12 protein-coding genes are annotated in these 13,597 nt (G+C 67.4%); 3 read left to right on the top strand and 9 right to left on the bottom strand.

Going from position 1 to position 13,597, the window contains the following annotated elements; all coding sequences use genetic code 11:
• Positions 1-7: 7 nt before the first annotated feature.
• The 3 genes from AOA14_RS17925 to AOA14_RS17935 form a co-directional block, all read right to left on the bottom strand.
• Positions 8-1,345, bottom strand: a complete 1,338-nt coding sequence (locus AOA14_RS17925) for a sensor histidine kinase (RefSeq protein ID WP_062902792.1) — start codon at positions 1,343-1,345, stop codon at positions 8-10.
• A complete protein-coding gene (locus tag AOA14_RS17930; protein ID WP_062765469.1) occupies positions 1,342-2,076 on the bottom strand; it encodes a response regulator in 735 nt (244 codons plus the stop codon). Before AOA14_RS17930 ends, AOA14_RS17925 begins: the two co-directional genes overlap by 4 nt.
• A gap of 148 nt (positions 2,077-2,224) precedes the next feature.
• A complete protein-coding gene (locus AOA14_RS17935) occupies positions 2,225-2,848 on the bottom strand; it encodes a hypothetical protein (protein WP_062902793.1) in 624 nt (207 codons plus the stop codon).
• Positions 2,849-3,094: 246 nt separating this feature from the next.
• Between AOA14_RS17935 and AOA14_RS17940 the strand changes: the two genes are divergently transcribed.
• The gene (locus AOA14_RS17940; protein ID WP_062902794.1) at positions 3,095-4,549 is read left to right on the top strand and encodes a CYTH and CHAD domain-containing protein; all 1,455 of its coding nucleotides are present in this window, start codon (positions 3,095-3,097) and stop codon (positions 4,547-4,549) included.
• Between the two features lie 2 nt (positions 4,550-4,551).
• Here AOA14_RS17940 and AOA14_RS17945 read toward each other — a convergent pair whose 3' ends face one another.
• On the bottom strand, positions 4,552-5,013 hold the full coding sequence (locus AOA14_RS17945) for an Lrp/AsnC family transcriptional regulator (protein ID WP_058813303.1): 462 nt from the start codon (positions 5,011-5,013) through the stop codon (positions 4,552-4,554).
• 151 nt (positions 5,014-5,164) lie between these two features.
• On the opposite strand from AOA14_RS17945, the gene AOA14_RS17950 reads away from it, so the two are divergent.
• Both AOA14_RS17950 and AOA14_RS17955 read left to right on the top strand, forming a co-directional pair.
• Positions 5,165-6,220, top strand: coding sequence for a Leu/Phe/Val dehydrogenase (locus AOA14_RS17950; RefSeq protein WP_062903253.1), 1,056 nt, complete (start codon positions 5,165-5,167; stop codon positions 6,218-6,220).
• Positions 6,221-6,463, top strand: a complete 243-nt coding sequence (locus AOA14_RS17955; protein ID WP_062902795.1) for an ACT-like domain-containing protein — start codon at positions 6,221-6,223, stop codon at positions 6,461-6,463.
• A gap of 1 nt (position 6,464) precedes the next feature.
• On the opposite strand, the gene AOA14_RS17960 is transcribed toward AOA14_RS17955, so the two are convergent.
• Genes AOA14_RS17960 through AOA14_RS17980 form a run of 5 tightly spaced genes read right to left on the bottom strand, consistent with a single transcriptional unit; the run spans position 6,465 to position 13,597 of the window.
• Positions 6,465-7,643 (bottom strand): dipeptidase, encoded by a 1,179-nt coding sequence (locus AOA14_RS17960; protein ID WP_062902796.1) that lies wholly within the window; start codon positions 7,641-7,643, stop codon positions 6,465-6,467.
• Positions 7,640-9,217, bottom strand: a complete 1,578-nt coding sequence (locus AOA14_RS17965; RefSeq protein WP_062902797.1) for a serine hydrolase — start codon at positions 9,215-9,217, stop codon at positions 7,640-7,642. Before AOA14_RS17965 ends, AOA14_RS17960 begins: the two co-directional genes overlap by 4 nt.
• Entirely contained in the window at positions 9,214-10,350 is a 1,137-nt protein-coding gene (locus tag AOA14_RS17970) for a YkvI family membrane protein (RefSeq protein ID WP_003050360.1), read from the bottom strand. Before AOA14_RS17970 ends, AOA14_RS17965 begins: the two co-directional genes overlap by 4 nt.
• Positions 10,350-11,390 (bottom strand): N-acetyltransferase DgcN family protein, encoded by a 1,041-nt coding sequence (locus AOA14_RS17975; RefSeq protein ID WP_062902798.1) that lies wholly within the window; start codon positions 11,388-11,390, stop codon positions 10,350-10,352. Before AOA14_RS17975 ends, AOA14_RS17970 begins: the two co-directional genes overlap by 1 nt.
• A 20-nt stretch (positions 11,391-11,410) precedes the next feature.
• Complete coding sequence (locus tag AOA14_RS17980; RefSeq protein ID WP_062902799.1) at positions 11,411-13,597, bottom strand: TonB-dependent receptor; 2,187 nt, start codon at positions 13,595-13,597, stop codon at positions 11,411-11,413.

Below are 13,597 nucleotides of genomic sequence, written 5' to 3' on the forward strand. Positions count from 1 at the left end.
ACCCGTCTTACGTCAGAACCGGTAGCACAATCGCCGCCTCGAGCCCGCCGCCCGGACGGTTCGCCAGTACCAGCTCGCCGCCCTCGCCCGCCGCAATCTCGCGCGCGATCGACAGGCCGAGGCCGGCGCCGCCCGTCGCGCGGTTCCGCGACTGCTCGCCGCGCGCAAAGGGTTCGACCAGCGTGAGGATTTGCTCGTCGGTCAGCCCCGGGCCGTCATCGGACACGATGATGCGCGCATGGTCGCCCTCGCGCACCACCGACAGCCGCGCGCGAACGCCATAGGCCAGCGCATTGTCGATCAGGTTGCGCAGCGCCCGGCGCAGCAGCATCGGGCGCGCCCGCGCCGCCGCCTCGGCGAGCGCGCCCGCCGCGACATCCTTGCCCTGCTCGCCATAGTCTTCCGTCAGTTCGCGCAGCAGCAGCGGCAGCGCGATCGCCTCGGGCGCCTCGGTTCCCGCCCCCGACCGCGCGAGCGCCAATATGTCGGCCAGCATCGCGGTCATTTCCTCGATCGAGGCGATCATCTTTTCGCGCAGCCGGTCGTCGTCGACCTGCTCGACGCGGACGCGCAGACTTGCGAGCGGGGTGCGCAGATCGTGGCCGACCGCACCCAGCATCCGATCCTTGTCGGCGAGCATCGTGCCGATGCGCGCGCGATAGGCGTTGAACGCCGCAATCAGGTCGCGCACGTCGGACGGCCCCGCCTCGTCGATCGGCGGCAGATCGCGCGCCGCCGGATTGGCCCGCACCGCGCGGGTCAACTCGCGCAGCGGCGCCGCGACGCGCCACGCGATCAGGATGATCGGCACGAGGAGCAGCAGATAGAGCGACAGCGTCTGCCATAGCAAAAAGCCTTGCAGCCGCCCGCCGGTCGCCGGAATGCGGCTCCGCACGGTGAAATAGCGCCCGTCGACGCGCGCGCTCACCACGACGACGCGGCCGGGATAGCTGGTCTTCTGCGCACGCGGCCGCAGCGGCATCGCCCACGCGGACACCTCGCTCGCCTTGACCCCGCCCTCGCTCAGCAGGTCGGCGACATAGGCTGACAGGTCGGCAAGCGGCACCGACCCCGGAATCAGCGGCGGCGGCCCGTCGGTAATCAGTAGTTTCTGGACCCGGTCGTGCCGGCCTCTCGCGGCGCCGTCGTCGATCCGGCCGCGTCGGTCGCGATCAATCGCATCGATGATCCGTGCGACCGCCATGCCGCCGCCATGCGCAAGCGTCTGCTGCTTCTGGCCGCGTGCGAGCATCACGAAATTGATCCCCTGCGCGACGAACAGCATCGCTGCGACGGCCAGCACCAACTGCCCGATCAGGCTGCGCGGCCACAGACGAATGCTCATGCGGCCGGCCCCAGCCGCTTGACCTCGCAGGCCAGCGTATAGCCGCCGCCCCACACCGTCTTGACGATCTGCGGGTGCGCGGGGTCTTCCTCGATCTTCTTGCGCAGGCGGCTGACCAGATTGTCGATCGCGCGGTCGAAGATGTCGGCCTCGCGCCCGCGCACCAGATCGAGCAGCCGGTCGCGGCTCATCACCTGTCGCGGATGGCGCACCAGCGCGTGAAGCAAGTGATATTCGCCCGACGACAGCGCGACTTCGGTGCCCGCCTCGTCGACCAGCACGCGTTCGACCTCGCGCAGCACCCACGGCCCGAAGGCATAGCTCGTCCCGCCCGGATCGACCGCGCGGCCGTTCGCCTGCGTCCGGCGCAGCACGGTGCGGATGCGCGCGACCAGTTCGCGCGGGTTGAAGGGTTTGACGACATAGTCATCGGCGCCGATCTCCAGCCCGATGATGCGCTCGGTATCTTCGGCGCGCGCGGTGAGCAGGATCACGGGGATGCTGCTCGTCTCGCGCAGATGGCGGGTCAGCGACAGGCCGTCTTCGCCGGGCATCATGATGTCGCTTACTACCAGGTCGACCGATTGCGCGCGCAGCACCGACCGCGCTTCGGCGGCATTGGCCGCGTCGGTCACGGCAAATCCCTGCGCCTCCAGATATTCGGAAAGCGGCTCGCGGATCGACGGTTCGTCGTCGATCAGCAGAATGCGGGGGGTGTCGCTATCGGTCATGGCTATCCGCTACAAATAACTAGTTCGCCCACCGGCCCGCAGGGGGCCGATGGGCGATAGCTGGCAGGACGCGGCGGCAAAGGCAATGCCAGCGTGGGGGGCCAGGGAGGGAGGATAGGCCCGCCCACGCCGCCCGCGTCGCTGCCAATCAGTTGGTGGCGGGCGGCGCCGGCGGCGCACCGCGCTTGTCGCGCATCCCTTGGCGCATGGCCTGCCGCTCTTCCGCTGTCACCTTGCCGTCCTTGTTGGTATCCATCCGGTCGAAGCGCGCCAGCGCGCCGGCGACAAATTCGGCCTGGCTGATTGCCTTGTCGCCATTGGCATCGGCCTTCATCCAGCCGCCCGGACCGCCATGTCCGCCGCGCTTGCCGCCGTGATGGCCGCGCATCGCGTGCCGCTCGCCGCCTTCGCCCGGCGCACCGGCGCGTTCGCCGCGCTTGGCTTTCCATTCGGCGCGCTTCGCCTGGCGCGCGGCATCGGCCTGGTCCCATTCGGCCTTGCTGATGCTGCCATCCTTGTTGGCGTCAAGGCGGTCGAACATCTGGGCGCGCTTTTCGGCATGGCGTGCGGCGCGATCGGCCTGGTCGAGCTTGCCGTCCTTGTTGATGTCAAGCTTGACGAACATCGCCTTGGCGTGCGCTTCGGCCTCAGCGCGGGTCAGCACGCCGTCCTTGTTGGCGTCGCCCATGTTGCGGTCGCCGCCGGGGGCAGCCAGCACCGGCACCGCGATCAGCGCGGCGCCCAGCGTCAAAAGGGTCATCTTTTTCTTCACGTCACGAACTCCTGTCCAAGGGACCAGATGAAAGGGGGAAGAGCCTTCGGTCCCGATGACACCCTTCTAGGCTCCGTTTGTCCCACAGCATTGCCGCATGGTCGGAATAGTGTCGCAAAATGTCGCAAAACGCCCCCCGCGTTCATCCCACTGCAAGTTCCGGCTGCGCCGCCAGGCGATGGCAATCCGGACGCAAAGGCGCTAAGCAGCGGCACGGGTCGGTGGCGATCGCAAGAGGGGCAAGGGATGGGCGGCAAGTCGAGCGAAGAGGTCGAGCTCAAGCTCGAACTCCCGCCGGACGCGCGCAGCACGGTCGATTGGCCGGCGCTGTTCGGCGCGCCGCCGACGATGATCGCCCAGCATGCGGTCTATTTCGACACTCCCGACCGCGCGCTCGCCGCCGCGGGCTTTTCGCTGCGTATCCGCACGAGCGGCACCAAGCGCCTCCAGACGGTGAAGGCGCGTGCCGCGGCCGCAGGCCTCTTCGCACGCGCCGAATGGGAATTTGCGGTGGAGGGCGACATCCCCGTGCTCGACGATCGCACCCCAGTCGCGGCGACGCTGGGCGCGCGCACGGCGAAGCTTGGCCCCGTCTTTACGATCGAAAACGAACGGATGCTCTGGGATTTGGGCGGGATCGAGGTCGCACTCGATCACGCCCGCGTCGCCACCCCCGACGCCGAAACCCCGATCGACGAGATCGAGCTCGAGGCAAAGGGCAGCGCAATCCCCGCGCTATTCGCCCTCGCCCGCCGGATCGATGCGGCAACCCCGGTTCAGATCGCTATACTCAGCAAGGCCGACCGCGGCTACCGGCTGCTCGCGCCGCCGGCTCCCGGCGAAAAAGCCCGGCCGGTGGCGCTGGCGGCCGGGATCACGGCGGCGGAGGCGTTTTGCGCCATCGCCCGCGCCTGCCTGCGCCAGTTCCGCCTCAACGCCGCAACGGTGATCGAGCGCTGCGATCCCGGCGCGCTGCATCAGGCGCGCGTCGCGCTGCGACGGCTGCGTTCGGCGCTCGCGGTTCACGCGCCGCTGTTTCCGCCCTCCGCTTCCGCGCGCTGGGACGGCGAGCTACGCTGGCTTGCCGGCGAATTGGGCGCGGCGCGCGATCTCGACGTTCTCGCCGCGCGCGCCGGACCGGGCGCCCTCGCCGACCGGCTGCGTCCCGCGCGCGAAGCCGCCTATGCGCGCGCCACCGCAGCGCTGCTTGCCCCGCGCGCGCGGCACCTGATGCTCGATTTCGTCGAGTGGCTCACCATCGGCGACTGGCGCACGGGTGATGAAGCCGCGGCGCCGTGCGCACGTCCGGTACGCGGCTTCGCGGCCGAGGCGCTGGACCGGCTGCACCGGAAGGTCCGCAAGCGCGGGCGCCACTTCGCGCGCCTCGACGATGCAGCCCGGCACCGCCTCCGCAAGACGGTCAAGAAGCTGCGCTACACCGCCGATTTCTTCGCACCGCTGTTTTCCGACGACGGGCGGTCTGCGGCCCTGCGCGATCATGCCAAGCTCACCGAGGCGCTGCAGGACCATCTCGGCGCGCTCAACGACATCGCCACCGCACCCCAGTTGCTGCGCAGCCTGTCGCTCGATGCGGTTCCCGAAGTGGTAGCACTTTTCGCCACTGGCGATCGCGAGCGCCTGCTCGGCGAAGCGCGCACCGCCTTTCGCGCGCTCCGCGATGCCGCCCCCTTCTGGCGCTGAGCCTATAGCGGCAGTTCGGTCGTCGACTTGATCTCGGACAGCGCGACCGTCGAATTGATTTCCTGGACGCCGGGCAGCTTGCTCAGCTGATCGAAGAAGAAGCGTTCATAGGCGTCGATGTCGCGCGCGACGATACGCAGCATGAAATCGGTCGTCCCCATCAGCACATAGGCATCGAGCACTTCGGGAAAGCCGCGGATCGTCGCGCTGAATTCATCAAGATTGGCGCGGCCGTGCGCGTTGAGCTTCACTTGCGCAAAGACATGCGCGTTCAGTCCGACCTTGCGCCGGTCGACGATCGCGACGCGTTTCCGAATAAATCCCTCGCGCTCCAGCCGGTCGATACGCCGCCAGCAGGGCGACACCGACAGCCCGACGCGATCGGCGATCTCGGCGGTCGTCTGGCTCGCGTCGCGCTGCAATTCGCGAAGGATTTTTATCTCGAACGGATCAAGGTCGGTCATTCATTTCCCATATCAGCAGATTTCCGGTTTCAAAATCCCCAAAATCACCAATGCGGACGAAAATGCGAACAAGTATGTCCGGCGACATGATGCGATAAGGCTGAGCGAATTTACACCGGCCATTCCGCCAATCATTTCAAGGAGAACCATGATGGTCAGCCGCCCCGCCCGTATGACCCCGCCGGTCGAATGCGTCCGCCTGTTCGATGCCGCCGCCGGCCTCGACGGCGTGATCGCAATTCACTCGACCGCGCTCGGGCCGGGCGCTGGCGGTTGCCGCCTGTGGCACTATGACGATGTCGATGGCGCGCTCGCCGATGCGCTGCGGCTGGCCGAGGGGATGAGCTACAAGAATGCGCTCGCGGGTCTGCCCTTCGGCGGCGCCAAGGCGGTGCTGCGCCGCCCCGCCGGCTCGTTCGACCGCACAGCGCTGTTCCGCGCTTTCGGCCGCGCGGTCGAGGCGCTCGGCGGGCTCTACGTAACCGCCGAGGACGTCGGCACCACCGTCGCCGACATGCAGGATATCGCGGGCGTCACGCGTCACGTCGCCGGCCTGCCCCCTGCGGGCGGCCGCGCGGGCGGCGACCCCTCGCCCTGGACCGCGCGCGGCGTCTTCGACGCGATGCAGGCAGCGGCGGCGCACACGCTGGGCCGCGACCTTACCGGCCTGACCGTCGCGGTGCAGGGCACGGGCAATGTCGGCGCCGACCTCTGCCGCCGCCTCGCCGACGCCGGAGCGCGGCTCGTCATCGCCGATCCGAACCCCGCGCGGCGCGACCGGCTCGCGGCGATCCACGGGGCAGAGGTCGTGCATGTCGACGACATCCTTCGCGTCGAAGCCGACATCCTCGCCCCCTGCGCCCTCGGCGGCGCCCTCAATGCCGAAAGCGTCGGCGGGCTGAAGGCGCGGCTGGTGTGCGGCGCCGCGAACAACCAGCTCGCCGAACCGGCGGTCGCCGACCTGCTGATGGCGCGCGGCATCGCCTATGTTCCCGATTATGTCGCCAACGCGGGCGGGATCATCAGCGTGTCGGCCGAATATCTGGGCGAAGACGAAGCCGAGGTTGCGGCGCGCGTGGCGAAGATCGCTCCGCGCGTGACCGCACTCCTCGACCGCGCCGCACAGGAAGGACGCTCGCCTGCCGTCGTCGCCGACGAAATGGCCGAGGAGGTCATCGCGGCCGGGGCACAGCGCGCGGCGGCCTGAATGCACCGCTTTCACATCGCCGCGCTCGCCGATCCGCAGTCGCTTCCCCGCATCACCGGCTTCTTCGGGCAGCGCGGCCTCGTCCCCGCGGCGGTTGCCATGCAGACCGGCGACGGCGCGATGCGACTGCGGATCGACGTACCTGGCCTCGACGATGGCGCGGCGGCCGTCATCGCATCGAAACTCGGCGCGCTCTTCGCCGTGACTGATGTCGCAATGATCGAAGCCGCCCTCGCCGAATAGGCTATTTCCCCTGCGCCGCGACGACGCGCAGGATGTTGCCGCTCCACATTTTTTCGATGTCAGCGTCCGAATAGCCTGCGGCCTTCAGCCGTTCAGTGACTTTCGGCAAGGCCGAAATATCCTCGATGCCCTTCAGGCCGCCGCCGCCGTCCCAGTCGGCGCCGAAGCAGATATGATCGACGCCGCCGACCTCGATCGCGCGTAGCACCATCTTCATATAATCCTCAAAATCCGCGGCCCACATCGCCTCGCTCTTGTCGAGTTCGCGCCACTGACGCGTCAGGTCCGCCTGCGCTTCGGGCGTAATCTCGCCGATATGCTCATATTCTCCGAACAGCTTGGCGCGCGCCGGCGACATGTTCATCTCGGACATGAAGATCGTCGAAATGCACATCGCCCCGCCCTTTTCGGCCAGCTTGCGCAAGCGTCCTTCGTCTAGGTTTCGTGGATGGTCATGCGCCGACCGCAGGCTCGAATGCGAGAGCAGGATCGGATATTTCGACAATTGCAGGATCTGGTCTAAGGTCGCGTCCGACGAATGGCTCGCGTCGATCACGATGCCCAGCCGGTTCATTTCGGCCACCCATTGCTTGCCGAGCGGGCTCAGCCCGTTCCAGCGCGGCTTGTCGGTCGCGCTGTCGGCAAATTCATTGTTCGCCGAATGGACCGGCCCCGCCAGCCGCACGCCCTTGTCATAGAACTCCTGCAACAGCGAGAGATCCTCGCCGAGCGGATAGCTGTTCTCCATCGACTTGAAGGCGACGAGCTTGCCTTCCTTGTTCAGCCGCCGCGCATCCTCGGCGGTGCGCGCCGCGCCGATGACACCGCTGTTGTCGGCGATCATCTTGTCGATCAGGTCGGACCGTTTGCGCGCATGGGCAAGCGCCGCGGCGTAGCCCGCCGGGGTCAACGGCCCCTGTTCGGTGTAGATGGCAAAGAAGCCGCCATCGAGATTGCCGTCGCGCATCCGCGGGATATCGAGCTGCGACAGGTCGGTCGCCAGATCGTGCCGGTCGGCAAAGTTCCATCCCTGCCTCTCGAAATGAAGCGGCGTGTCGAGATGGGTGTCGAGCACCAGCATCCGGCTGTGCAGCGGCGGCGGCGCCGCCTGCGGCTTGTCGCCCGCCGCCGAACAGGCGGACAGCGCGGCGGCGGCGAGCAGAATGGCAATGCGCTTCACTTCTTGTCCTCCACGGGCTTGAGGTCGAGATCCTGATAATCCCAGCTGAAATCGGCGATCATGCTGACGGGCTTCATCGTCACGCCGGTCACCTTGCCGTCGGCGTCGAGCGCGAAGGTCACATAGGCGGGCTCGATCGCGGGATCGTCGAATTCGGTGACGAAGCTGTCATACTGCCAATGCTTGAGCCGCCCCGCCATGCGCGGGGTCGAGGTGAAGTCGATCGTCAGCCCCTTCGCCCCGTCGGCGATCACGACATCGCCGTACCACGGATCGCGATAGCGCCCCGCATAGCCCGCGGGCTTCAGCGACGGGCCGACCTTCGCCGGCGATGCCTTCGCCTGTTTCAGATAATCGACGCCGCCCGCCAGCCGAGCCTCGAACCAGTCCTGCCATTTGGTCGTCCAGCCATAATCGGGTGCCCCGAGATAATGGTCGAGCAGCTCGTAGGTCAGCCCCAGGATCATCCCGCTGTCCTCGCTGTTCATCATGATCGCAAAGCCGACATTCTTGTCGGGAATCATCACGACGCGCGTGATCGAACCGAACACGCCGCCGCTGTGCTGGATGATGCGGTGGCCGCGATAATCCTGCACCTGCCAGCCGAGCGCATAGGCCTGCTGCATCGGCTGCGCGGGTTTCAGGCTGTCGGGCAGTTCGGTGATCGGCATCGGCGTTACCGGGGTCCACATCTGCTTCGCTTGTTCCTCGCTGAACAGCCGTCCGCCGCCCGGCAGCGCGCCATGCGCAAGCTGGATCTTCAGCCACGCCGCCATATCGTCGGCGCTCAGCGCCAGTCCGCCCGCGGGCGCCCCGTTGCGGCCGAGCTCGTCGCGTTCGTCGAGCGCCTGCTGCGGCCCCAGCCCGCGCAGCGCCCCCGACAGGCGCGCATGCGGCCACGAGCGGTTGGGGATACGGAAGCGGTCTTCGCTATCGCTCGTCGCATTCTTCATGCCGCCGGCGCGCAGCACATGCTCGCGGATGAAATCCTCCCAGCGCTGGCCGGTCACCTCCTCGATCAACTGCCCGGCAACGGCATAGAGGATATTGTCATAGGCATAGGCCGAGCGGAAACTCGTCTTGGGCTTGAGAAAGGCGACGCGCTCGACCGTCTGCTTGCGCGTCAGATAGGTGCGCGGCACGAACATCAGGTCGCCCTGCCCCAGCCCCAGCCCGCTCCGGTGGACGAGCAGATCGCGGATCGTGATCTCGCGCGTGACCCACGGGTCGTTCATGCGGAACCACGGCATATGCTTGATGACCGGATCGTCCCACGCGATCTTGCCCTGATCGACGAGCACCGCCAGCGCGGCGGCGGTCATCGCCTTGCCGGTCGATCCCGTCTGAAAGATGGTTTCGGCGTCGACCGGCGCGCTCTCGCCCAGCTTGCGCACGCCCCAGCCGCGCGCCAGCGTCGTCCGGCCGTCCTCGACGATCGCGATCGACACGCCGACCGCGCCGATCTTCTGGCGCAGCGCCTCGACGCTGTCGCCGATGTCGGCGGGCGGCTCGGCCCAGGCGGGCACCGAAAGGGCGAGCATCAGCGATGCCGCCAGCAGACGCGCGGATTTCATGGTCGAACCTCCTGCATGGACGAGGGGCCCCGCTTGACGAGGCGATAGGTGCCGATCCCAAGCAGCGGGACGACGTAAACGGCCAGGAACAGCCAGGCGAGGATGCGGTATCCGCTCGCGATCAGGTCGACGAGCCCGACGCGCGCCGCGACGAACATGCAACCCGCCAGGATGGCCGCGCCGATCAGCGCGCGTCCCGCGGTGCCGGGCGCCGCGCGACCGCGCGCCTCGAACGCACCCGCGATCCGTTCGTTGATCGCATGGATCGCCCCCACCCCGCTTTCGAGCAGCGCGGTGAAGATCATCAGCTGGAACAGCAGGTGAAAGCCCGGCACCGCCATCTGCCGCAAAAGAAAGTCGGAGGGCAGCGTCTCGTCGCCGATGCCGGGATAAAAGGCCATCATCGCCACGAAGAACAGGATCGCGGGCAGCATGGTCAGCGGCCCGGCGATCGCGCCCGCGATCAACGCGTCGCGGCGGCTCGTCAGGTGGCGCAGCACCGGCAGCACGACGACCGCCCCGACGATGTTATAGCTCGCATAGGTGATGCCGCCCGCCATCCACCCGTCCGCCGGCGGTCCGGCCGCGGCGAAACCCGCGCCGATGCGGTCGCCAAAGCGGGTCAGCGCAAAGAAGAGGAACAGCGCATAGACCGCATAGATCAGCATCGAGGCATATTTGAACAGGCGCTCGACCCCCGCTTCGCCGAACGCGGTCGCGAACAGGATCGCGGCGGCCAGCACGACCGCTCCCATCAGTTCGGGCCAGCCGAAGGTCGCCGCGCCGATCGCGCCGGCGGCGGCGCCGAACACCGCGAGGATCAGCACGACGAAGATCAGATAGGCCGCCTCGAACAGCACCCAGCCGGGGCCGAGCAATTGCTGAAAGAAGCTGCGATAGTCATAGGCGTGCAATTGCCGCGCGAGCGCGAAGGTCAGCGCCGCGACGACGCTCCAGATCAGCGTCGCGAGCAGCATCCCGGCAAGCCCGCCCCACGGTCCGGCCGGCACGAAATATTCGGCCAGTTCGCGGCCCGTCGCATAGCCGCCGCCGATGATGACCGCCTTCAGCGCGAAACCAGGCAGCAGAAAGCGCTGAAACCAGCTCCCTCCGCTGCCCGCCTCGCCCACCATCACGCGAGACAGTTTTCGACGAGCGCCGCGAACGCCGCGCCGCCGCGGATCGGATCGGCGACCGGCAGGCCCAGCCGTGCCGCCTCCGCCGCCATCAGCGCCGCGGCCGCATCGGCATCATAGCCCGAGGTGTTGAGGCTGACGCCGCCGCAGCGGATCGCGGGATTGGTCCGGCCGCCGAGCCGGATCGTCAGGTCGATCACCTCCTCGATGCTCGGCAGGGCGAAGCTTTCCATTCCCAGAATGACCGTGCGCGTCGGATCGTGGCAGACGACGAATACGTCTGGCTGGCTGCCGTGGAGCAGGCCGAGCGATACCGCGGCATAGGCGGGGTTGAAGATCGACCCCTGCCCCTCGATCAGATCCCAGTGATCGGCAGGCGCGTCGGGGCTCAGCATTTCGGCGGCGCCCGCTTCGAAATCCGACACCACCGCATCCATCGGCATCCCGCCGCCCGCGATCATGATCCCCGTCTGCCCGGTGGCACGGAAATCGGCGTCGATCCCGCGCTCGGCAAAGGCGCGGTGCAGCGCCAGCGCGGTATATTTCTTGCCCAAGGCACAATCGGTGCCGACGGTCAGCAGCCGCTTGCCGCTGCGCTTGCGGCCGTTGCCGATCGGAATCGAAGGCGGCGGGGTGCGAACGTCGATCAGCCGCTGGCCGGTGCGCCGCGCCGCATCGGCGAGCGCGGGGATGCTCGTCAGCCGGACGTGAAGCCCGCTCACGATGTCGAGCCCCGCCTCCATCGCCTCGACGAGCACCGCGACCCAGCTGTCGCCGATAATGCCCCCCTGATTGGCGACGCCGATGACCAGCGAACGCGCTCCCGCCGCCCGCGCCTCTGCCGGCGACAGGTGCGGCAGGCCGGTGGTGACGGTGCAGCCGCCGATCCCCCATTCGCCGACGCAGCGGTCGGCGGCCCAGTCGGCAAGGCCAAAGGCGGTCTTGGCATAGCCCGCCTCAGTCGTGTCGCCCAGAAAGAGCAGATAGGGCTGCGGGAGGGTGAGCTGGCTGTCCAGCCGGCCCGTCGGCGCGTTCATCGCTGTCACTCCGCTTTCGTTCAAAAGGCCATGTCGATCGCGACGCCGATCGTGCGCGGCTGCAACGGCGAGATCGACAGGAAGCTCGGCTGGTTCAGCCCGTCCGCCATCGTCGAGCGCGCCATCTCGCCCTTGTTGTCGAACAGGTTACGCGCGTAGGCGCGCAGCGTCCAATGGCCGTCCCACGTCACCGACGCATTGAGGTCGACCGAGGTATACGGCTCGGCGCGCGCGGTCAGAGGATCGCTTTCGACCAGCGACAAGCGGCTGCTCGCGTGGCGGATGCCGGCGCCGAGGCTGCCCTTGGCGCTGCCGCCCAGCTCAAAGTCGTAGTCGGCGCGGAGCGCGCCGCTGAACTTCGGCACCGCTGGCAAACGGTCGCCCTTCGCTCCGCTGATTTCGGGAACATCCTCGCTCAGCGAGGCGTCGGTGTAGCTGCCGGTCGCGCTGATCGTCAGGCCCGGCGCCGGGCGAAAGGCGATGCTGCCCTCGAAACCCTTGCTCGTCGCCTTGCCGCCGTTGGCCCCGCCATTGACCCCGCCGAACGAGCGGACGACCTGAATGTCGGTCCAGTCCATCCAGAAGGCGGCGACATCGACCGTCACCATCCGGTCGGCCAGATCGGCCTTCAGTCCGACCTCATAGTTGGTCATGCGGTCGGCGGATACCGTCGGGGGCACATTGGGAACGATGACGTTCGGGCCGCCCGGACGGTAGCCGGTGGCGACGCGGCCGTAGAGCATTGCGTCCTTGTTTATGTGAAATTGCGGGCTGACCGAAAAGGTCCAGACGCTCTCTGCAGAGCTTCCCGGATCGTCGGCCTGGGGCACGATCGCGCCCGAGCTAATCTGGCGGAACGTCTGCTTGTTGCGCGCCCAGCGTAGCCCGCCGGTCACGTCGAACTGCTCGGCGAGCTTCAGCGTCGCATTGCCGAAGATCGCATATTCCTTGTAGGTCGCGGGCAGCCCGACGATCGCCAGCGGATCGAGCCCGGCGATCGGATCGCCGTTCATGTCATAGGACCGCACAAGCTGCGCGTTGCTCGTCTTCTCGTCGGTGAAAAAGCCGCCGATCATCCATTCGAACCGCCCGCCGCTTGGCGAGGTCAGCCGGACTTCCTGCGTCCACTTCTTGAGCCCGAGGTCGAGGTAAAACGGCGTGATGCCCGGATCGACCGCGCCATCCGTAAGCAGCGGAAAGAGTACGCCGAAAGCATAGCTCGCATCCTGCACCTGACGGCTCTTCGTCTTGCTGTAGGTGGTCGCAGAGGTCAGCGTTGCCGCGCCGAAATCATAATCGACCGTCGCCGAATAATAATCGAGCGAAATATCATAGGATTCGGGGACATAATTGTTGAACGAATGGCCGTTGCCGAGCCGGTTGCCCGCAAGATCCGCGGCATAGAGGCCGTTGCCGTCCGAATTGAGCGACTGCCAAATGCCCGCCAGCTTGACGCTCAATTGCGGCGTTGGTTGCCAGAGCAACGCCGCGCGGCCGCCGCGCTGTTCGAAATCATTCTGATCGGTCAGCCCGGAATTATTGACGCTGTCGACCCAGCCCGGGCTCCTGCGCCAGGCGAAACTGCCGCTGATCGCCAGCGTGTCCTGCGCGATCGGGACGTTGACATAGGCTTGCGCGCCCCAGCCGAGACCACCTGCATCCTTGATCGAAAAGCCCTCGAGCCCGGCGCGCACGCGGAATTCATGCGTGTCGGGTTGCACCGTGACATATTTGACAAGGCCGCCGATCGAGCTCGCACCATACAGAGTGCCCTGCGGACCCTTCAGCACTTCGACGCGATCGAGGTCATAGGGCATCAGGTCGATCGTGAAGGCTCCCGCGCGATTGTAGATCGCGCTCGATCCGACCGGCGCATCGTCGAGATAGATGCCGACCGTCTGCGCGGCGCTCAGCGGTGCGACGCCGCGCAGCGTGATCGTCGTCTGCCCCGGCGTGCCGCCGTTGCTCACGTTCATGCCGGGAACATAGCCGGCATAATCGACGAGCGAGGCCGAACCCTGCTGCTGGATATCCTCACCGCCGACCACGCTGATCGAAATCGGCACGTCCTGCACGTTCTGCACGCGCTTCTGGGCGGTGACGACGATCTCGCCGCTATATTCCGCGCCGCCCGCTTCCTGCGCCTGCACCGGCATCGCCACCGCGAGCGCCGCGATGCTGCTTGCAATCCAAAGACCCTGTTTCAT

The sequence above is a fragment of the Sphingopyxis terrae subsp. terrae NBRC 15098 genome (assembly GCF_001610975.1).
Taxonomy (GTDB): domain Bacteria; phylum Pseudomonadota; class Alphaproteobacteria; order Sphingomonadales; family Sphingomonadaceae; genus Sphingopyxis; species Sphingopyxis terrae_A.